This is a genomic window from Lentzea sp. NPDC051838 (assembly GCF_040681245.1).
GTDB lineage: Bacteria > Actinomycetota > Actinomycetes > Mycobacteriales > Pseudonocardiaceae > Lentzea.
In genome coordinates this window covers 166,114-185,783 of record NZ_JBFAYI010000003.1, presented here as the reverse complement: position 1 = coordinate 185,783, position 19,670 = coordinate 166,114, and the positions used below count along the sequence as shown (strand labels likewise).

21 protein-coding genes are annotated in these 19,670 nt (G+C 69.5%); 11 read left to right on the top strand and 10 right to left on the bottom strand.

The window, feature by feature from the left end:
* Window positions 1–146 precede the first annotated feature (146 nt).
* From AB0M24_RS09795 to AB0M24_RS09780, 4 genes are read left to right on the top strand one after another with little or no spacing between them, the layout of a single operon-like run.
* Window positions 147–680, top strand: a complete 534-nt coding sequence (locus tag AB0M24_RS09795) for an RNA polymerase sigma factor (RefSeq protein WP_363763507.1) — start codon at window positions 147–149, stop codon at window positions 678–680.
* Window positions 673–1,701, top strand: a complete 1,029-nt coding sequence (locus tag AB0M24_RS09790) for a CU044_5270 family protein (RefSeq protein WP_363763504.1) — start codon at window positions 673–675, stop codon at window positions 1,699–1,701. Before AB0M24_RS09795 ends, AB0M24_RS09790 begins: the two co-directional genes overlap by 8 nt.
* 35 nt (window positions 1,702–1,736) lie before the next feature.
* Window positions 1,737–2,159: a cupin domain-containing protein gene (locus AB0M24_RS09785; protein ID WP_363763501.1), complete on the top strand. Its 423-nt coding sequence runs from the start codon at window positions 1,737–1,739 to the stop codon at window positions 2,157–2,159.
* On the top strand, window positions 2,156–2,590 hold the full coding sequence (locus tag AB0M24_RS09780) for a cupin domain-containing protein (RefSeq protein WP_363763498.1): 435 nt from the start codon (window positions 2,156–2,158) through the stop codon (window positions 2,588–2,590). Before AB0M24_RS09785 ends, AB0M24_RS09780 begins: the two co-directional genes overlap by 4 nt.
* Before the next feature lie 63 nt (window positions 2,591–2,653).
* Here AB0M24_RS09780 and AB0M24_RS09775 read toward each other — a convergent pair whose 3' ends face one another.
* Window positions 2,654–4,384 (bottom strand): FAD-dependent oxidoreductase, encoded by a 1,731-nt coding sequence (locus AB0M24_RS09775; RefSeq protein WP_363763495.1) that lies wholly within the window; start codon window positions 4,382–4,384, stop codon window positions 2,654–2,656.
* A gap of 115 nt (window positions 4,385–4,499) precedes the next feature.
* Between AB0M24_RS09775 and AB0M24_RS09770 the strand changes: the two genes are divergently transcribed.
* The gene (locus tag AB0M24_RS09770) at window positions 4,500–5,102 is read left to right on the top strand and encodes a phosphoribosylanthranilate isomerase (RefSeq protein ID WP_363763493.1); all 603 of its coding nucleotides are present in this window, start codon (window positions 4,500–4,502) and stop codon (window positions 5,100–5,102) included.
* On the opposite strand, the gene AB0M24_RS09765 is transcribed toward AB0M24_RS09770, so the two are convergent.
* Both AB0M24_RS09765 and AB0M24_RS09760 read right to left on the bottom strand, forming a co-directional pair.
* The gene (locus AB0M24_RS09765) at window positions 5,080–6,192 is read right to left on the bottom strand and encodes an amidohydrolase family protein (protein WP_363763490.1); all 1,113 of its coding nucleotides are present in this window, start codon (window positions 6,190–6,192) and stop codon (window positions 5,080–5,082) included. The two genes, AB0M24_RS09770 and AB0M24_RS09765, sit on opposite strands and share 23 nt — an antisense overlap.
* A 44-nt stretch (window positions 6,193–6,236) precedes the next feature.
* On the bottom strand, window positions 6,237–7,097 hold the full coding sequence (locus AB0M24_RS09760; protein ID WP_363763487.1) for an SDR family oxidoreductase: 861 nt from the start codon (window positions 7,095–7,097) through the stop codon (window positions 6,237–6,239).
* Between the two features lie 95 nt (window positions 7,098–7,192).
* Here AB0M24_RS09760 and AB0M24_RS09755 point away from each other — a divergent pair, with 95 nt between their 5' ends.
* Window positions 7,193–7,819: a TetR family transcriptional regulator gene (locus tag AB0M24_RS09755; protein ID WP_363763484.1), complete on the top strand. Its 627-nt coding sequence runs from the start codon at window positions 7,193–7,195 to the stop codon at window positions 7,817–7,819.
* Here the strand turns inward: AB0M24_RS09755 and AB0M24_RS09750 are convergent, their stop codons facing one another.
* Window positions 7,820–8,182 (bottom strand): DUF4406 domain-containing protein, encoded by a 363-nt coding sequence (locus AB0M24_RS09750; RefSeq protein WP_363763482.1) that lies wholly within the window; start codon window positions 8,180–8,182, stop codon window positions 7,820–7,822. It lies immediately after the preceding gene.
* A gap of 49 nt (window positions 8,183–8,231) precedes the next feature.
* Between AB0M24_RS09750 and AB0M24_RS09745 the strand changes: the two genes are divergently transcribed.
* The gene (locus tag AB0M24_RS09745; RefSeq protein WP_363763479.1) at window positions 8,232–8,972 is read left to right on the top strand and encodes a DeoR/GlpR family DNA-binding transcription regulator; all 741 of its coding nucleotides are present in this window, start codon (window positions 8,232–8,234) and stop codon (window positions 8,970–8,972) included.
* Here the strand turns inward: AB0M24_RS09745 and AB0M24_RS09740 are convergent.
* Entirely contained in the window at window positions 8,969–10,105 is a 1,137-nt protein-coding gene (locus AB0M24_RS09740; RefSeq protein WP_363763476.1) for a HEAT repeat domain-containing protein, read from the bottom strand. The genes AB0M24_RS09745 and AB0M24_RS09740 overlap by 4 nt on opposite strands.
* Window positions 10,106–10,160: 55 nt before the next feature.
* On the opposite strand from AB0M24_RS09740, the gene AB0M24_RS09735 reads away from it, so the two are divergent.
* Complete coding sequence (locus AB0M24_RS09735; RefSeq protein ID WP_363763473.1) at window positions 10,161–11,462, top strand: cytochrome P450; 1,302 nt, start codon at window positions 10,161–10,163, stop codon at window positions 11,460–11,462.
* Window positions 11,462–12,589 (top strand): ring-hydroxylating oxygenase subunit alpha, encoded by a 1,128-nt coding sequence (locus tag AB0M24_RS09730; RefSeq protein WP_363763470.1) that lies wholly within the window; start codon window positions 11,462–11,464, stop codon window positions 12,587–12,589. The genes AB0M24_RS09735 and AB0M24_RS09730 overlap by 1 nt, the downstream gene beginning before the upstream one ends.
* Here AB0M24_RS09730 and AB0M24_RS09725 read toward each other — a convergent pair.
* From AB0M24_RS09725 to AB0M24_RS09705, 5 genes are all read right to left on the bottom strand, one after another.
* Window positions 12,586–13,077, bottom strand: coding sequence for a MauE/DoxX family redox-associated membrane protein (locus AB0M24_RS09725; RefSeq protein ID WP_363763467.1), 492 nt, complete (start codon window positions 13,075–13,077; stop codon window positions 12,586–12,588). The genes AB0M24_RS09730 and AB0M24_RS09725 overlap by 4 nt on opposite strands.
* Window positions 13,074–13,493, bottom strand: coding sequence for a S26 family signal peptidase (locus AB0M24_RS09720; protein WP_363763464.1), 420 nt, complete (start codon window positions 13,491–13,493; stop codon window positions 13,074–13,076). Before AB0M24_RS09720 ends, AB0M24_RS09725 begins: the two co-directional genes overlap by 4 nt.
* Before the next feature lie 42 nt (window positions 13,494–13,535).
* Window positions 13,536–15,362: an ABC transporter ATP-binding protein gene (locus tag AB0M24_RS09715; protein ID WP_363763461.1), complete on the bottom strand. Its 1,827-nt coding sequence runs from the start codon at window positions 15,360–15,362 to the stop codon at window positions 13,536–13,538.
* The gene (locus AB0M24_RS09710) at window positions 15,359–15,865 is read right to left on the bottom strand and encodes a hypothetical protein (RefSeq protein ID WP_363763459.1); all 507 of its coding nucleotides are present in this window, start codon (window positions 15,863–15,865) and stop codon (window positions 15,359–15,361) included. The genes AB0M24_RS09715 and AB0M24_RS09710 overlap by 4 nt, the downstream gene beginning before the upstream one ends.
* A 64-nt stretch (window positions 15,866–15,929) precedes the next feature.
* Window positions 15,930–16,136: a hypothetical protein gene (locus tag AB0M24_RS09705; protein WP_363763456.1), complete on the bottom strand. Its 207-nt coding sequence runs from the start codon at window positions 16,134–16,136 to the stop codon at window positions 15,930–15,932.
* Window positions 16,137–16,281: 145 nt separating this feature from the next.
* Between AB0M24_RS09705 and AB0M24_RS09700 the strand changes: the two genes are divergently transcribed.
* Both AB0M24_RS09700 and AB0M24_RS09695 read left to right on the top strand, forming a co-directional pair.
* On the top strand, window positions 16,282–18,051 hold the full coding sequence (locus AB0M24_RS09700) for a BTAD domain-containing putative transcriptional regulator (protein ID WP_363763453.1): 1,770 nt from the start codon (window positions 16,282–16,284) through the stop codon (window positions 18,049–18,051).
* Between the two features lie 31 nt (window positions 18,052–18,082).
* Window positions 18,083–19,150: an alpha/beta hydrolase family protein gene (locus AB0M24_RS09695; protein ID WP_363763450.1), complete on the top strand. Its 1,068-nt coding sequence runs from the start codon at window positions 18,083–18,085 to the stop codon at window positions 19,148–19,150.
* The last annotated feature ends 520 nt before the right edge of the window (window positions 19,151–19,670 follow it).

Sequence of the window (19,670 nt, the reverse complement as noted above, 5' to 3'; positions counted from 1 at the left end):
TTCTTGGCCGATTCGCGTGTTCGCGTTTCGGCTTGCCGGGTGTGACCGTCCTCATGGGACGAACTTGGGAATGCGGAGGGGCCGATCGGCCAATAGGTTCCGTGAGCACCGAGACAGCGCCGCCGGCGCGAACTGGAGGGCCGGGGGTGAGCAGGCCTCTGGACAGGGACACCTGGGTGGGTCTCTACGACCAGCACGCCCGTGACCTGCACCGCTATCTGGCGCTGCGCGTGGATGCGGCCATCGCCGACGATCTGGTGTCCGAGGCGTTCCTCGTCGCGTGGGAACGCCGCGACACGTTCGACCCTGCCCGGGCGAGCCTGAAGGCGTGGGTGTTCGGGATCGCGACGAACCTGCTGCGCCAGCACGTGCGGTCCGAGGGACGGCGCCTGAGGGCGTGGGCTCGTGAGCACGGCAGACGCGCCGTGGCCGACCACGTCGACGACCGAGCGGCCTCGGTGGTGGACGCGAAGTCGCTGATGAACGACCTCGCCGAGGTGCTGGCGGACCTGCGGCCGGAAGAGCGCGACGTGCTGCTCATGACGGCGTGGGCCGACCTGAGCGCGGCCGAGGTGGCCGAGGTGACCGAGACGCCGGTGGCGACGGTCCGGACCCGGTTGTTCCGGGCGAGGGCGAAGCTGCGGGCGAAGATCAACGGACAGGAGGGCGACGATGCGTGACGAGAAGCGTCCGGTGGAGGACGAGACGGTCAAGTGGGCGATGTCGGACGTCGCCCCGATGAGCGACGAGGCGTTCGCGCGCGGCCGGAACGCCCTGCTGGCGCGGATCGACGCCGAGGAGTCCGGGGCAGAGGCCGGGAAGGTGGTGCCGTTTCGCCGTTGGCGCAGGATCCCGCTCGTGGCCGCTGCTGCCGCGGCGGTCGTGATCGCGGGCGCCGCGCTCCTGGTGCCGTCGCTGACCTCGCGCCCCTCCGGCCCCAACGTGGCCGCGGCCGAGGTGCTGAACAAGGTCGCCGGGCTGACCGGTGACGTGAAGCTGCAGCCCGGCCAGTACCTGTACGTGCGGGAGTACGGGAAGTGGTCCAACACGGACGGCAACGACCACAAGTGGATGTTCCTCAGCGGCCAGCTCCTGGAGACGTGGATTCCCGCCGACCAGCGCGGCACGTGGCTGCACCGCCGCACCAACACCGACGAGGACGAGTGGTTGATCGGCTCCCCCGCCGACCTGCCGCCGGACATGTCGATGCTCGACCTCGTGCGGGAGAGCGGCGAGTGGAGGGTCGAGGGCGGCAGCCGCTGGTTCGGCGGCAAGATCCCGGTGAGCTTCCAGGACCCGACGCCCGAGTACATCGCCTCGCTGCCGCAGGACCCGCAGGCGCTCTACGACAAGCTGCAGAGCGAGTCGTACGGCAAGAACCTGGTGCTGATGGTCACGAACGGCCTGGACACCGGCCTGTACCCGGCTGAGGTGCGGTCCGCGGTGTACAAGGCGCTCGCCCACCTGCCGGGCCTGGAGGTGGTCGACCAGGCGGCCACGATCGACGGCCGGACGGGCACCGCGCTCGGCCTCACGTCGTACGGGACGAGCTATCAGATCGTGGTCAACCCGAACACCGGTGAGTACCTCGGGTCGCGCGCGGTCCAGGCCGAGGACGAGCACGGGCTGAAGGCCGGCACGGTCACCAGCAGTTCGTCGGTCACGACCAAGGTCGTCTCCGCCATGGGCGCGACTTCCTGAGTCACAAATCGGCGGGCTGCCCGGTCTTGGTGGGTATGAGCGAACTGCTGCACCACCCGCAGACCACGGGCGGCCCGCCGGCCGGCGTCGAGATCCTCGCGGAGGCTCCCGGCGTCGCACCGATGTCCGAGGACCTCGTCGTGCGCACGATCCTGGTCACCCTCGCGCCGGGCAGCCCCGGCGCGCCGCCGCACCGCCACCCCGGCCCGATCTACGGCTACGTCGTGAAGGGCGCCGTCGCGTTCGAGCTGGAAGGTCAGCCCGAGCGGGTGATCAGGGCCGGCGAGGCGTTCCACGAGCCCGGTGGCGACGTCATCCACTACAAGGGTGCGAACGCGCTGGAGGACGAGGAGTCCGCGCTGATCGCGACCATGGTCTGCGAGCCGGGCGCACCGGTGCTCACCGTCGTCGCGCACGAGGAACTGGAAGCTCGCAAGCACCTGCGGGTGACGGCATGAGCCACGACCACCACCTGGAGAACCCGGACAAGAGCGGTCCGCCGCCGAAGATCGAGGTGATCGGCTCGGTGCCGGGTGCACCGCAGATCCCGCAGGACGGCGAGGCCATGACCATCCTGGTGACGCTGCCGCCGAGCAGCCCTGGCGCGCCACCGCACCGGCACTCCGGTCCCGCGTACGGGTACGTGATCAGGGGCGCCATCAACTTCGAGCTGGAAGGCGAGCCGGTCCGCGTCGTGCGGGCGGGCGGGACGTTCTGGGAGCCCGGCGGTGACGTCATCCACTACCAGGACGGGAACCACCTCGCGGACGAGGAGTCGGCGTTCGTGGTCACGATGTTCTGCGCACCGGGCCAGCCGATGCTGACCGTGGTCGACCCGGAGGAACTGGAGGCGCGCAAGCACTTGCGGGCCTCGTCCCCACGGCACTGAGGCTGCCGTGACGGTGAGGGGCGGGCACCTCACTCTCTCCAGGTTCCCGCCCCTCGCCTGGCCTCACTCCACCAGCTTGCCGACCGTGTCGACGTCCCGCATGAGCGCCGCGATCTCTTGTGGCACCGCGGGAATCTCCTCGCGGTCCACCCAGCCGGGACCCGCCCACACCAGGTTCACCTGCTGCGCTGGATCGAGGTCCGGGTAGTCGGACCTGTTGTGGCAGCCGCGAGTCTCACGACGTTCCAGCGCGCATTCCAGCGTGGCACGGGCCGCCAGCGCCGACGACTTCAGGTCGAAGGCGTGGGCGAGGTCCTGGAAACCGGCGAGATCCGGGTGCACGCCGACGTTGCGGATGCGTTCTTCCAGCTCGTCCAGCTCGGCGAGTCCCTTGCGCAGCGACGACTCGTCCCGCACCACGCCCGCGTGCTCGGTCATCGTGTTGCGCAGAGTTCGTTGCAGGGCACGGACGTTCTCCGGTCCGTCGGCATCCAAGAGCCCGTCGACCTCCGCGCGCGCCTCGCCCAGCACGATCTTCGAACGGCGTTGCGCGCTCAGCGAAGCCGAGTACTCCGCCGCCGCCTCTCCCACGATCCGGCCGTACACCAGCAGTTCGATGAGCGAGTTGCCGCCGAGCCGGTTCGCGCCGTGCAGGCCGCTCGACGCCTCGCCGATCGCGTACAGGCCCTCGACGCCCGTGGAGTGGTCCGCGGGCGACACCCAGACGCCGCCCATCGAGTAGTGCGCGGTCGGCGCGATCTCCATGGGCTTGCGCGTGATGTCCTTCATCTGCAACTCGAGCAGCGTCTGGTAGACCCGCGGCAGCCTGCGCATGATCTGCTCGCGCGGCAGGTGCGAGACGTCCAGCCACACGCCGCCGTTCGGGGTGCCGCGGCCTTCCTTGATCTCCGTGTACGCGGCCAGCGCCACTCTGTCGCGTGTGGACAGTTCCATGCGCTGCGGGTCGTAGCGGGCCATGAACCGCTCCCCCAGCGAGTTCGTCAGCACGCCGCCCTCACCGCGCGCCGCCTCGGACACCAGGGTGCCCGCCGCGTTCTCCGGTTCGAGCAGGCCGGACGGGTGGAACTGCACCAGCTCGGGGTCGCGGATCCGGCCGCCCGCCTTGATGGCCAGGCGGAACGAGTCGCCGGTGTTCTCGTCGCGGCGGGACGAGGTGCGGCGCCAGATCCGGGTGTGCCCGCCCGCCGCGAGGATCACGACGTCGGCGTGGAACACGTACCGCGTGCCGGTGTTCAGGTCGAACCCGTACGCGCCGAAGACCACGTTGTCCCGCACCAGGATCTGCGTGATGTAGCAGGTGTCGTGAATCGGGATGTTCAGCTGCGCGGCCCGGTTCACCAGGGTGCGCTGGATCTCCAGACCCGTGTAGTCACCGGCGAAGGACGTGCGGCGGAACGTGTGCGCGCCGAAGAACCGTTGCGAGATCCGGCCGTCCTCCTCGCGTGCGAACGGCATTCCCCAGCGTTCCAGGTCGGCGATGCCGCGCGGGGCCTGTTCCGCGACGATCCGCACGATGTCCGGGTTCGCGAGGAGGTAGCTCTCCTTGATGGTGTCCGCCGCGTGCTGCTGCCACGTGTCGGCGGGATCCATCGTCGCCAGCGCCGCGTTGATACCACCCGCCGCCAGTGCCGTGTGCGCGTCCGCCTTGGGGCGCTTGCCGACGACCAGCACGTCGACACCGCGCTCGGCCAGTTCGATGGCGGCGCGCAGTCCCGCGCCGCCGCTGCCGATCACCAGCACTGAGGTGGCTATCTGATGTTCAGGGTGCGTCATCGCGGCCTCCGTTGCCCGTATTTCCATCTATACAAGGAAGACAGGATGGCGAGGCGATATGTGACTGTTAGCTGCGCGACAATGCGGCTCCGGTCACTAAGCTGAAGGTGTGTTCGTGAAGCTCTGCGGTCTGCGCACCGAGTCCGATGTCACCGTGGCGGTCGAGGCCGGGGCCGACGCCGTCGGTTTCGTGCTGACCACCAGTCCCCGCCAGATCGACGCCGACCTGGCACGCAGCCTGGTCGCCGCCGTCCCCCCGACCGTGCTGACCGTCGCCGTCGTGCGCGGGATCACCGCGGCCGAGGCGGGCGAGCTGGCGTTGAAGACGGGTGTTCAGGCGCTGCAGCTGCACGGCGACTACCCCAAGGCCGCGTTCGACGAGCTGGCGGACCAGCCGTTCCAGCTGGTCAGGGCCACGGCACTGGGACCGGGCACCGACGTGCGCACCGGCGCGTTCGGCGAGGAGCTGCTGCTGATCGACTCGCCGGTCGCGGGGTCGGGTGAGCAGTGGGACATCACGCGGCTCGCGGACAACCCGCCCACCGGCACGTGGGTGCTGGCAGGCGGGCTGGCACCGGAGACCGTCGCCGAGGCGATCGGCGTGGCCCGGCCGTGGGGTGTCGACGTGTCCAGCGGCATCGAGTCGAGCCGGGGCATCAAGGACCACGGCCGCATGCGCGAGTTCGTCGAGGCCGCTAGATCCGCTTCCCGGCCCTGAAGACGGCACGCACGTCCAGCAGCGCTTTCAGGTCCTTCACCGGGTTCCCGGCCACGGCGAGCAGATCGGCGTCGTAGCCCAGAGCGATCCGGCCCTTGCGCTCACCCAGCCCGCACATCGTCGCCGCCACGCTCGTCGCGGACGCCAGCGCGCCGGCGGTGGAGAACCCGACCACCTCACCGAACTCGACGATCCCGTGCGGCAGCGAGTCGAACCGCTTGTACTGCCCCACCCCCGCGTCCGACGAGCACACCAGCCGCACACCGAGCTCGCGCATCCGGCCGAAGTTCTGCCGCACCTGGGTGCTGACCGGGAACGGAGGCTCCGCGGTCGGCAGGCGCGCCGTCGTCGTGCTGACGTAGATCCCCTTGCGCACCATCAGGTCCACGGTGTCCCAGTCGACCGCGAGGCCGCCCCGCGCGAGGAAGAACGCGTGCTCGATCGAGTCGACGCCCGCCTCCACCGCTGCCTTGATGCCGGACGCGCCATGGGCGTGCACCGTCACGGGAATGCCGGCGTCGTGCGCGATCTCGACGGCCGCCCGCAGCTCCTCGGTCGTGTACTGCTGGTGGAACGGCGACGAGCCGGGCGTGATCGACCCTCCGGTGGCCATGATCTTCACGACGTCGACACCGCGCTCGACCCGTTCGGTGACGGCCTTCCGGATGCCGTCGAGCCCGTCCGCCTCCCCGCCGAGGAACCAGCAGTGGCCCCCGGTCGTGGTCACGGGCGGCCCGGAGACCAGCACCTCGGGCCCGGCGTCGCGAACCCGCATCGACAGGTAGCCGCGATCACCCAGATCGCGCACGGTCGTGATGCCCGCCCGCAACGCCTCTGCCGCGTTGGCACGCATCCGTTCGACCATCACGTCCTCGGAGTCGTGCGGCAGGTCGACGGCCACGCCGAACGGGTCGAAACCGAGGTGGACGTGCGAGTCGACGAGGCCGGGCAGCAGCGTGACGTCGCCGAGGTCGAGATCGGCCGGTCCGCTGGTGAGGCCGGTGATCCTGCCGTTCTCGATCACGACGACCGACTCGGCGCGCTCCCGCTCGCCGTCGAACACGCGCGCCGCTCGGATCGCTTGTTTCATGATCCCAAGCTAGCGAGTGAAGCCGCCGAGGTGCTCGGGCAGCATCAGACGGCCCGCTCGAACTCGTGCTCGCCGGGCGCCGCCATCAGCGTGCGCCACAACGCGCTCGGCCGTCCGCCCGCCGCCGCCCGGAACTCCTCCCAGTACTGCTGCTGCCCGAGGATCTGCTTGGCCCTGGGAATCGCGGCGCTGTCCGGTCCCGAGTGGTACCGCACCGGGGCGAACCGCGGGTCGAGCACGGCCTGCAGGACGACCTCGGCCGTCACCTCGGGCGCGGACCCTCGCCGCGACACGCCACTGAAGAACCGCTTGATCCCCACCTGGTAGTCCTCGGGCGCGTCGGCCTGGTCGATCTTCGTGAAGATCGCGGTGGCGTGCTGGCCCGGCAGCACCGCGCGGACCCGGACGCCGAACTCCTCCATCTCGATGTTCAGGCTCTCGCTCAGGCTGACGACCGCGGCCTTCGAGGCCGAGTACACCGCGTGGTACGGCGACGACTGCTCCGCCGCGATCGAGGCGATGTTGACGACGACGCCGGAACGCTGCTCGCGGAAGATCGGCAGGAACGCCCTGGTGATCGCGATCAGGCCGAAGAAGTTGGTCTGGAACTGGCGGTGCGCCTGGTCCATCGTCGTCGCCTCGACCGGGCCCATCGTGTACGAGCCGGCGTTGTTCACCAGCGCGTCGACTCGGCCGAACTGGGCCAACGCCTCCTGCGCGAACCCTGGTGCCGCCTCTTCGTCGTCGACGTCGAGCAGCAGCGTGCGGACGTTCTCGTTGTGCACCTTCAGATCGGCCTCTTTGCGGACCGTGGCGACGACGTTCCAGCCTTCCGCGGCGAACTTCTCCACCGTGGCCTTGCCCAGCCCCGACGCCGTGCCCGTCACGACGATGACCTTGCTCATTGCACTCCCCTTACAAGTCCAGTGGACGCTTATTTCTCAAAGTAGCCGTCCACTGGACTCTTAGCAAGCGGACAGTGGACTGTTAACCTGTGACGGTGGAGACCTTCCAGCGCGCCCGACGCCCCGAACAGCGAGAACTGCGCCGCCAGGCCGTGCTCGACGCGGCCCGCGAGCTGCTGCTGGAGCTCCCCGCGGCGGACGTGAGCCTGCGGGAGATCGCGCGCAGACTGGGCGGCTCGAAGTCGGGCATCGTCACGTACTTCGAGACCCGCGAGGCCCTCTTCCTGGCCCTGCTGCAACGCGAACGGGCGGAGTGGCTGGACGCGTTCGAGGCAGCTGTGACCGATGGCTCGTTGACGGACGTGTGGGCGCGGTCGCTCGCCGAACGCCCGGTGCTGTGCGAGTTGTGGAGCCTGCTGGCGTCCACTTTGGAGCGCAACGTGTCAGCCGCGCTGATCCGCGAGTTCAAGCTGGAGAACCGCTCCCAGCTGCTGCGTCAGGCCCGGATCGTCGCCCGGCACGTGCCGGGACTGTCCGAGGAGGCCGCCGACGAGCTCGTCAGCACCTCGATGGTGGTGCTGATCGGGTTGTGGCCGTTCGCCAACCCGACGCCGGAGGTCCTGGAAGCGGTGTCGGACCCGCGACTGGAGTCGGCGCGGGTGGACTTCGTGCGGCAGTACCGGCGCACGCTCGACGTGCTGATCGCGGGCCTGACGGCCTAGCTAGGCGGACCGATAGCCGGGAATGTCCTCGACCCGGTCGAACACCGGCAACCCGCGCTCCCTGGCGATGCGCACGTCCTCGTCCGCGCCGGTCGACTCCCCCGGCAGCCGCAGCACCGCGTCGCAGTGCCGCAGCAGGCGTTCCGCGGTCGGATACATGATCTCCTCCGCGATCGGATCGGTCGGCGCGGTGCCGCCCGCGCCACGCAGAACGGGCAACGCGACCCACTCCCCGATCATCGGCACGTGTCCGCTGCGGAAGATCGGCCACGCGGCCTCCTCCAGGCGTTCGAGGTTGCGCGCCATCAGCTCCGGGTCGTCCCCGGTGCCCGAGCGGTAGGGCCCTGCGATCAGAATCAGCATGAAGCCGACCATAATGTGCAACACTCGGCAGAAACAAGGAGAAACGTGCATGCTCGCTGCCCAACGCCGTGACCTGCTGCTCGAACGCCTGCGCACGGACGGCCGGATCGTCGCCAAGGACCTCGCGCTGGAAGTCGGCATCTCCGAGGACACGATCCGTCGTGACCTGCGCGATCTCGCAGCAGCAGGGCTCTGTCAACGCGTCTATGGCGGCGCACTGCCGGTATCCCCGGCCATCGCCGACTACGCGACGAGGCAGGACGTCTCGGTCGACGGCAAGCAACGGGTCGCACGAGCAGCGGCGAAGTTGATCGAGCCGGGCAGCACCGTGATCCTCGACGGCGGCACGACCACCCTCGCTGTGGTGCGCGCGCTACCGCTCTCGTTGCAGGCGACGGTCGTCACGCACAGTCCGACGATCGCGAGCGCGTTGGAGGCGCACGAGCACGTGGAGGTCTACGTGATCGGCGGCAGGCTCTTCAAGCACTCGATGGTCGCGTGCGGCGCTGCTGCTGTGGAGGCCGCACGGGGCGTGCACGCCGATCTGTTCCTGCTCGGCGTCACGGGCGTGCACCCCGAGGCGGGCCTCACCACCGGCGACGCGGACGAGGCGGCGATGAAACGCGCGCTCGCCCACCAGGCCGCCGACACGTACGTGCTGGCCAGCTCGGAGAAGATCGGCGCGGCCTCCCGGTTCGGGGTGCTGCCGTTCAGCGAGGTCGCCGGGGTGGTCACGGACGCGGACAACGACGTGGTGCGCGCGTTGGAGGTCCCGGTCCTGAGGGCCTAGATCCGCAGGAAACCCTTGGGAGAGCCGTAGGTTCGGCCGCACTGCGTCAGCGCGAGCACGCCGTGACCCTCGATGTCGCCCTCGAAGTACCTGGGGTTGACCGACATCTCCTCGGCGACGTCGGTGGCCCAGATGTCGTCGAGGTCGTCGTCCTTGTCGTCGCTCCAGTCGCCGGGCAGTCCCATGCCCTCCTCGACGTCGAGCGGTTCGCCGGACTGGTTGTCGTGGTCGAAGCAGTCGTAGTTGCGGACGACCTCGCCGCTTTCCGCGATGCACCACGCCGTCCAGCCGTCACCGCAGCTCATGCCGTAGTAGTGCGCCTCGCCGAACACCGCGCTCAGCACCGCGCAGATCTCCGTCACCGGCCGTTCCGCGTGGGCGAACGGCTCGCCGAACACCAGCGTCCAGCCGTCCCACGAGCCCGTGACGTAGACGCGCGCGCACTGGACGTGGTCCGCGGCGCCGCCCCACGCGTGGTGGTCGTTGTTCCAGGCCTCGCCGCCGAGGATCTTGGTCACCGGCGTCGGGTCCTTCAGCCCGCACACCTCCAGCACCGCGTTCTGGTCCTCGGTCCTGATCGCGAACCAGCCGCCGCAGAGGTGCATCTCCTCGGTGCCGTACATCTCCTCCTCGATCTTGAAGAGGACGTACCGCTCGATCATCTTCCGGTCCGCGGCCGACATCGCGTCCGGGCCGGCGACCTCGACGAGCGCCGACAACGCGGCTCTGCGCAGCGCACCCTTGGCCGTCGCGCGCGTCTCGTGCAGCAACGGCAGCACGTCGTCGCCCATGGAACCGAACGCGTGCAACGCCTCCCGACGGACGTAGTAGTCCTCGTCCTCCAGCAGTGGCAGGAGTTCGCGCGCATACGGCAACGCCATGTCGCCGCGGAACATGCTCGCGGCGTGCACGCGAACCCGCTCGTGCGGGTGCCGGAGAAGGGCCGCGTAGACCTCGTCGTCCGCGTGCAGCAAGGAGAACACCCGGCACGCCGGCCGCACGACCTGGTCGTCGCCGCACATGAGCGTGACTATTTCGTCGAACGACGTGATTGCGTGCTCCGCCAAGAACTCCGCGGCCTCCTGCTGGTGGCCCTCGTGCGTCATGCGGTCGAGCAGCGCCCGGATTTCCATGGCGCGGCAGAATACCGTTGACGCACGGCCGCACGTCCGCAACGCTGCGAAACTGATGAGTCTCGCGAAGGAACACGTGAAGACGGCAGTGCGCTGGAGCATCGGCCACGCGCTGCCCCGCACGGTGCTGCGCATGCAGGCCCGTCGCGGCGACCTGCAGGGCCGCATCACCGTCGAGGCGTCCACGGGCGCCGACCTCACCGGCCTGTTCGACGAGATCCGCGCCCGCGGCCCGATCGCCGCCACCAAAGTCGGCCACACCACGGCCCGGCACGCGATCGTGCGCGAAATCCTCACCAACGACGCCCTCGTGACGACCAGGCCCCGGTACAGCGGCGGCATCCTGGGCACGCTCGCCGCGTGGTCCGCCACGGACATCACGCACCCGGTGCAGCCGCCGTCGCTGCTGGTCGTCGAGCCGCCGCAACACACCCGCTACCGCAAGCTGGTCACGCGCGTCTTCACCGCACGTGCCGTGGAGCAACTGCGAGAGCGCACCCAGGCGATCGCCGACGAACTGCTGTCCGGTCTTGATCCGTCGAACCCGGTCGACCTCATCGAGACCTACTGCGGGCTCCTGCCGGTCACCGTGATCAGCGAGATCCTCGGTGTCCCGCCGGAGGACCGCGCGACCGTGCTGGCGTTGGGCGGTGCCGCCGCGCCGAGTCTCGATCTCGGGCTGTCGTGGCGCGTGTTCCGCACCGTCGAGACCACGTTGAACACGTTCGATGCGTGGCTCACCCGCCACCTCGACACGCTGCGCGCCAACCCCGGCGACAACCTGCTCAGCCGCCTGATCACCGCGCGCGAGGACGGCGTGGGCCTCACCGACCGCGAGCTGAAGTCGACCGCGGGCCTGGTGCTCGCCGCCGGCTTCGAGACCACGGTGAACCTGCTGGGCAACGGCATCTCGTTGCTCACCAAGAATCCCGCGCAACTCTCGGTTCTCCGCTCGCAGCCCGAGCTGTGGAGCAACGCCGTCGACGAGGTGCTGCGCGTCGACCCACCGGTGCTGATGACGGGCCGGATGTCCTCTCGTGACACCACGATCGCGGGCATTCCGGTGCAGCGCGGGCAGTTCGTCACCGCCGTCCTCGCCGCCGCCAACCGCGATCCCGAGGTCTTCTCCGACCCGCACGCCTTCGACGTGACTCGCGCGAACGCCCGCGACCACGTGTCGTTCGGGGCGGGCCGCCACTACTGCCTCGGCGCCCAGCTGGCCCGGATGGAGGGCGAGATCGGTCTGCGGTCGATCTTCGAGCGGTTCCCGGACCTGAGCCCGCTGCCCGGCGCGCACCGCCGTCCGACCCGCATCCTGCGAGGCTTCGAGCGCCTGCCCACGAAGCTGTCGACCTGATGCGGGACATCACGTCCGAGGACGTTCAGCGCATCGCTTCCGGCTACCACCCCGATCCCGCGCGCTCGATGTCGTTGCGCGCCGAGGCTTACGTCGAGCCGCGGTGGCACGACTTCGAGAACCGCGCGGTGTTCTCCCGGACGTGGCAATGGGTCTGCCACGTCGAGCAGCTCGCGTCGCCCGGCAGTTACGTGGCGGCGACGGTCGCCGGGATGCCGATCGCGATCGTCCGCGATCGGGCCGGGACGCTGCGGGCGTTCTACAACGTGTGCAAGCACCGCGCGCACGAACTGCTTCAGGGTTCTGGCGTCACGCGGAACATCGTTTGTCCCTACCACGCCTGGACTTACGACCTCGACGGCGGGCTTCGAGCGGCGAGGCGTGCGGATCGCATGGAGACGTTCGACAAGTCCGAGATCTGCCTGGACCAGGTGCAGGTCGAAGAGTTCTGCGGGTTCGTCTACGTGAACCTGGATCCGACCGCGAAGGCGTTGGCCGAACAGGCGCCGGACCTCAAGGCGGAGATCGACTTCTGGGCGCCGAACGTGGCTTCGCTGACCCACGCCAAGCGGCTCACGTACGAGCTCGAGTCGAACTGGAAGAACGTCGTCGACAACTTCCTCGAGTGCTACCACTGCCACATCGCGCATCCCGAGTTCGTCGACCTCGTGGACATGAGCACCTACGACGTGAAGACGCACGGCATCTGGTCGAGCCACTTCGCCGAGGCGGGCAAGCACGAGAACTCGGCGTACGACGTGTCCGGCGCGACGGTGAACCAGCACGCGGTGTGGTGGTTGTGGCCCAACACCTGCCTGTTGCGGTATCCCGGCCGCGACAACTTCATGGTGCTGCAGATTCTTCCGGACGGGCCGGAACGCGCGCGCGAGACCTGGGACTTCTACTTCGAGACGACCGAGCTCACCGCGTCGGAACTCGATGGCGTGCGGTACATCGACGAAGTGTTGCAGCAGCAGGACATCAGCATCGTCGAGAGCGTGCAGCGCGGGATGCGCACGCCCGCGTTCGACCAGGGCCGGATCGTCTACGACCCGGCGGGGTCAGGCCTGTCCGAACACGGCGTGCACCACTTCCACGGGCTGCTGCTCGACGCCTACCGCGGCTAGCCCGCGACCAGGTCGGCCAAGTCGTCGAACCGCACCACCAGTACCGCGCCGATCACGCCGACCGCCGCCGCCAGCCACGCCACAGCCAGGTCCGTGCTGTCCGTTGTGGACAAACCGAGAACCGCCGCTGCCAACAGGAACGCGTTGCGCGCGGTGTGCCGGTGGGTGAGCGTGGTGCGAGCACGCCCGAAGCACCGGCACACCGCGCCGGACCGACGTGACACCGCGCGCCACACCACGGCGGTCAGCACCGCGAACATGCCCGCCGCGAGGATCAGCCCCGCGGTCCAGTAGCCGATGAGCAGCAACCCCGCGATCCCGAACTCGGCGACAACCGTGAGCACCGCGAACAGCCGCGTCCACTGTTGTGGAATCCCGAACGCGGGCACCGATGCCACGAAGTCGGCGTAGTCGGATCGAGTGCGCACCTTGCTCACAGCTGAAACCAGAAGAACAAGTCCACAAAGGACAACCGCACCCGTGGTCATCGCTTTCCTCCGATCGGCCGGAGTACCACGCCGATGAGCGCGTCCCCCGACAAGAAACCCAAACGCCTGGAATCGTTGCTGCGCGCCAGGTTGTCACCGAGCACCAGCAGGCTGTCCACGGGCACGCGCGGGCCGGGCACCGGGATCTCCGGCGGCACCGGATCACCCGGCACCGCCACCGCGCGCTTCACCAGGCGACCGCCGGTCGGGTCGTCCGGTGTCGAAGCCTTCACCTGCACCACCACGACCTGGCCCGCGCGGACGCGGTCGAGCCTGGTGCGCCGGACCAGCAACCGGTCGCCGGAGTGATAGGTCGGCTCCATGCTCACGCCGTGCACGGTCACCACCAGCAGGCGGCCGCGCAACACGAGAAGCCACGCCAAAACCGCTGCAACGGCCAAAACCACCCAGATCATCCGGTCACCACCGAGTCACATCCCCAAGCCCCGCACCCGATCTCACCCAGCCACCACCTCGTCGTACCCGGAGGCCTGCAAGCGAAAGAGCCGCGCGTAGTCCCCGTCCAAGAACATCAGCTCGTCGTGCGTCCCGAGCTCCGCGACCTGACCACCCGTCAGCACCGCGATCACCCCCGCGTCCCGGACCGCGCCCAGCCGGTGCGAGATCAGCACGCTCGTCGCCCCCTCACGATGCCGGCGCAAGCTGCTGTGCACCTCGTGTTCAGCCTGCGCGTCCAGTCCGGAGCTGGGCTCGTCGAGGATCATCAGATCCCGGCGGTCGCGCAGGAAGGCCCTGGCCAGAGCCAGTCGCTGCCACTGGCCACCGGACAGCAGCACGCCGGTCTCCGGATCCTCGCGATCGGCTTCGTCGAAGAACATGCGGGACAACAACGTGTCGTACCCGCGAGGCAACGCCGCGACCAGGTCGTGCGCGCCGGCTCGCTCGGCAGAGCCGACCACACGGCCCCGATCATCCATTGAGGACACATCTCCGAGCGCGATGTTCTCGGCGGCGGTGAGGTCGTAGCGCATGTAGTCCTGGAACACCGCGCCGATCCGGGACCGCAGCTCGTCCACCGAGAACGTCCGGATGTCCACGCCGTCCCACAGAATCGCGCCGCGATCAGGGTCGTAGAACCGGCACAGCAGCTTCACGATCGTCGACTTGCCCGCGCCGTTCAGCCCGACCAGTGCGGTCGACCGTCCAAAAGAGATCGTCAGGTTCACGCCGCACAGCACCCACGGCTGGTCATCGGCGTAGCGGAACCACACGTCGCGCAGCTCGATCCCTTGGCGCAGAGCCGGAACCGCGGCAGAAGCAGGAGGCAGGTCCGGCGGCTGCGACTCGATCTCCTGGTAGTGGTGGAACAACAGCACGGAGTGGTGCGCGGAAGCCAGGCAGTGCACCAGACTCTGCGACGCGCCCTGCACCCCGGCGACCGCGGCCACGAACATCGCGACGTCACCGATCGACAGCGTGCCCGACACCGCGAGCCACACCGACCAGACCAGTCCCCCTGCCGACACCACGGCGGTCAGCGAGGCGAGCAGGCCGCGCACCCGTGCGTCGCGCAGGTCCTGGCCCGCGACCAGGGCGTGGGCGGCGGTCAGTTCGACGAGCATGCGGCGGCGGAACAGGTCGCCGAGTCCCAGCAACCGCAGCTCTTTCGCCGCGTCGAGGCTCGACAACAGCTCGGCGTAGAACACCTCGCGCCGTTCGGCCGGCGTGATCGACCACAGCACCTCGACCCGCGCCCGGCTGAGCCGCAGGTGGGCGATCAGCGCCGGAACCGCCGCCACCAGCACGATCACGGCCATGCCTGCGTTCAGGAAGAGCAATGTGCCGAGGAACCCGCCGGTCGTGATGGCCGCCTGCACCGCGCCCAGGCCGTCGTCGACGAGCTGGCCCGGTCCGCTGCGGCCGGTCTGCTGCGCGAGCTGGAGCTTGTCGCGGAACCTCGGGTCCTCCATCCGCGCCAGGCCGGTGAGCCTGCCCATCGCCCGGTAGAGCCGGTCCATCGTGAGCACGGCGACCGCGCGGTCCAGCCGTTGCTTCAGGTACTCGGAGACCACCGGCAGCAGACCGCTGACCAACCCCGTCAACGCCAGCGCGACCGCCCACGGCACCAAAGCGGCCCAGCCACTGCCCGCGGAGATCCCGTCCAGCAACACCTTGGTGCACCACGCCGCCGCCAACGGCACGACGCCGCCGAGCAGGCTGAGCACCACGTACAGCGGCATGCCCACCGGTGCCGCCGCCCGAGTCAGGCCGAAAGCGCCGACCAGGAGCGACAGCACCCGGCGGGCGCCCAGAGAGGTGTTCACCTGGTCGCGGGAACCGGCAGCGCGGACATCTCCCAGCCGCTCGCCACAACGGTCCGCGAGTCGTCGACCAGGCACAGCGCCGGATAACCGGTGGTGCCGAAAGCGTTGTGCAGCGGGCCGCCCATCTCCTCGACGACGACCTCGGCCACCTCGCCGAGCCGCACGACCATGTCGGCGACCTCCTCCGCGGGTCCGGCGGCGACCGCGATCACCTTGCCGCGGTGGCCCGTCGCGTACTCGATGAACTGCGGCATGCGCTCCTTGCACGGCTCGCAGTTCGGCGAGAAGAAGCCGACCAGCGCACCGCTGACGTCCACATCGGACAGTTCGACGTGCGCGCCGGCGGTGAACATGATGGGCGGCTCCTCCGCCGACTGCTTCTCCCGCAGGTCCCGCAACGTCTCGTTCTGCTGACGCAGCCGCCGGATGATGCCGAAGCTCAGCAGAAGGTCCAGCAGGCACAGGACTCCGACGACCACGACCGCGGCGGTGAGCATTGACATGGCAAGTCTCCGAAGCTAGAAGGGGCCGTGGGTGGCGAAACGCGTCGCCACCCACGGCGTCTGGTCACGCGCCGCAGGTCCGGAAGACCACGCAGGGACCGCAGAACTCCTTGCACGCGCCGTTCTGCGAGCAGCGCCGGCGGAAGTCACTGCGCTCGCGGCAGTAGCAGTGCTTGTAGTACGGGTCCGGCGGGCAACCAGCGCCCACGTCGACCTTGGCCACGAACACGCCGAGCAGCTTGTCGCTGAGCGACTCCAACGTCTTGCGCATGTGTCGCGCTCCCTTCCTCCGCGCCGGGTGGCGTCGGTGGCGCCAACGTAGGAAAGCGACGTACACGCGGACGCCCAGCGCGGATACACGGCCGCGTGTATGCCGTGTCGGCGGTGTGTCAGCGGTCACGGTCAGGATCACCGGCGTGTCAGTCGAGTTCAGGGTTCTGGGGAGGATCGAGGTGCGCGCCCGCGGCACGACAGTCGCGCTGGGCTCGCTCAAACAACGCCTCCTGCTGGCCACGCTGCTGCTCAACCCGGGCCGCCCGGTGCCGATCCGCAGGCTGGTCCGCGCGCTGTGGGCGGACGAGCCGCCGATGTCCGCGGTGGCGAACCTGCGCACGTACGCCAACCGGCTGCGTCAGGTGCTGCCGGACGGCGCCGAGCGCCTCGCGGGCAGGCAAGCGGGCTACCAGCTGACGGTCCGGCCGGGCGAGCTGGACCTGCACCTGTTCACCGAACGCGCCGACGAGGGCCGCGCCGCGTTGTCCCGCGGTGATCACGCCGCGGCCGCACGCCATCTCGGCGAGGCGCTGTCGGCGTGCCGGGGCGCGGTGCTCGAAGACCTGGCCGGCTGCACCGCGCTGGCCGGGTCGATCGCGCCCGTCGAGGAGCTGCGGCTTTCCGTTGCGGAGGACCACTTCGACGCACGACTCGGGCTCGGCGAGCACCGCTCGTTGATCACACCGTTGCGCGAGTTCGTGTTCGAACACCCGTTGCGGGAACGGCCGCGCGCGCATCTGCTGACCGCGCTGTACCGAGCTGGTGACCTGGCCGGGGCTTTGGCCGTGTACACCGACTATCGCGCGGTGATCGCCGATCGGCTCGGCCTGGAACCGTCTCCGGAGCTCGTCCGGTTGCACCAGGCAGTGCTGGACCGTTCGCCGTCGTTGACGCCGGTCGTCACCGTGCGAACGTCTTCGGTGCCACGCGAACTTCCGTCGCCGTGCCGGTCGTTTTCGGGCAGATCTTCTGAAGTGGCTCGGCTGCAGGCGTTGCTCGCCCAGGACACCCCGACCGTGGCCGTGGTGCACGGGCCTTGTGGTGTCGGCAAGAGCGCCCTGGCGCTGGAGGTCGCGCACCGCGTCGCGCCGGTGTTCCCCGACGGCCAGCTCTACGTCGACCTGCGGCAGCCGACGCGCGTCCCGCACCGGCTGCTGCGGCATCTCGGCGAATCCGACGTGCCCGCGGCGGAGGACGAGGCCACGGCGTTGCTGCGCTCCCGGCTGGCCGACCGCGCGGTGCTCGTGGTGCTCGACGGCGCGACGGATCCCGCTCCGCTGAGGTTCCTGCTGCCCGCCACCGGCCCGTGCGCGGTGCTGATCACGAGCCGCTCGCCGCTCCTGCTCGACGGCGCTCTGCACCTCGCTGTCGGTCCGCTGTCCGATGTGGACGGACTGGCGTTGCTGACCCGGCTGGCACCTCGGGCGGCCGCTGAACCCTCGGCCGCGGCCCAGATCGTGTCGTTGTGCGGTGGAATGCCGCTGGCCCTGCACATCGCGGGCGCTCTGCTCGCTCATCGCCCGTCCTCGGTGGCCAGGCTGGTCCGCCGCCTGACCCCGGAACGGCGCCGGTTGGCCGAGCTCAGCTTCGGCGGCGAGTCGGTCCGCACAGCCTGCGCCACCGCGTTCAACACCATCGCGGACCCGTTGGCAGCCAGTGCGTTCCGCCTCCTCGGCCGCCACCAGGAGTGCGACGCCGTCACCGCCGCTCGTGCGCTGGGCACTGACCTGCTGGACACCGAAGCCGCCCTGGACGAGCTGGTCGACCTGGGTCTCGCTGAGTGGCGCGACGGCGACACCTACCGCCTGCCCGGCCTCCTGCGCCTGTTCGCCGCCGAGCTGACCAGCGCGGACGGCACCCGGCCACCAATGGCCGGTCGCTGGCCTGTCCTGCGCGGCGGCCCAGCATCATGATCGGACGATCATCATCCCGAGGGGGGATCTCATGTCGATCCGATTCCGCACGGCCCGAAAACGCGGCGCCTGCCTGGTAGCCGCACTGGTGGCCGCACTCTCGTTGTCGAGCCCGCACGCCCGCGCCGCCGTCTCGCCGCCGGTTTTCACTGACCTCTTTGGCCTGGTGGTGACGAGCCAGCCGCGGTGGGTCGACTCGGGCTTGCGGACGTTCGTCTTCAGCGTCTCCACCGGCCAGGTACCCACACCGACCCTGCTGGAGGGCCAGGCACCAGGTCAGCACGCGATCGTCGTCACCCTGCCCTCGTCCTACGACCCTTCTCGGCGCTACCCGGTCCAGTACTACCTGCACGGCCACCCCGACCGCCCCGACGCCGCGTGGAACCAGCGCGTCGTCGAGAACGCGACCCGCGACGTCCCGCTGATCACCGTGCAACCCAACGGCAGCGGCCGCGGCTGGTACTCGAACTGGGTCAACCCCGGCGCCGCAGGCCCGCAGAACTGGGAGACCTTCCACCTGGAGCAGGTGATCCCGTTCGTGGACGCCAACCTGTCGACGATCGCCACGCGGGAGGGCCGTTCGATCGTCGGCCACTCGATGGGCGGATTCGGCGCCTTCCACTACGCCGAGCACCGGCCGGACCTGTTCAGCTACGTCGGCAGCTTCTCCGGCGGCCTCGACCTGCAGAACTCCGAGGTGCGCGCCGCGGTGGTCGCTACTGAGGTGAACCCCGGGTCCGGTACTCCTGCGGTGGGGGTGGACGCGATCTTCGGGCCGCCTGTTTGGCCGTTCGACGGGGTGTGGAACGCGCAGAGCCCTGCTCAGCATGTTTCGTCGCTGCGGGGGATGGGGGTTGCGCTGTACGTCGGTGATGGCGGTGACCTGACTGTGAACCCCGTGCAGGCTGTGCTGGAGAACCGGGCTCGGGAGACCGCGCTGGTGACCGCGTCCCATCTGACCGCTGCTGGGATTCCGTTCCACTTTTCTGACTACGGATCTGGTGGTGGGTGGGCGGTTGGGTGCACCGGGAAGCACGCTGAGGAGCCTTGCGTGCAGGCGGACATGAACCACTTCGTCGGGCTGATCATGCGGCGCTGAGTTTTCGGGGCACTGACGTGCCGTGCGGTGGTTGCTTGTGTTGGGTGGGTTCGGTTCCAGCGGGGTTGGTCGCGTTTTGTGGTTGGGTCGCCTTGCGTAGGTGGGCGCGTGGGTCAAAAGACCTGACGGGCTTTGGTTTCGTCATCGCCGCTGGCGCGTCGATTGCGATTGGGGCTTGACTTCGGGTCCCTTGCGAGGCGCTTTGTCGGGCGGAAAAGGTCGGATGCTCCGCACCCGCCCGATCCGAAAGGGTAGCACCTCGCACCCAAAGTCAAGCCCCAATCGCTTTGCGTGCGTGGTTGCGTTTTGTGGTTCGGGCGGCGGTTATTACCGGTGTTGCGCGTTGTTGTGCTCTCGTTCGGCTCGGCTTCGCCATCGCCGCTTGCCTTCGGCTTTGCGGGAGTGCCGCGCGTGCCGCGCGGGACGTTGTCCGCTCGTGGCTCGCTCCCGGCACGGCGCACAACGGCTCGCCACACAACGAGGCAGCCGACAATCGCCAGGCTCCCAATGGCCCGCCTCG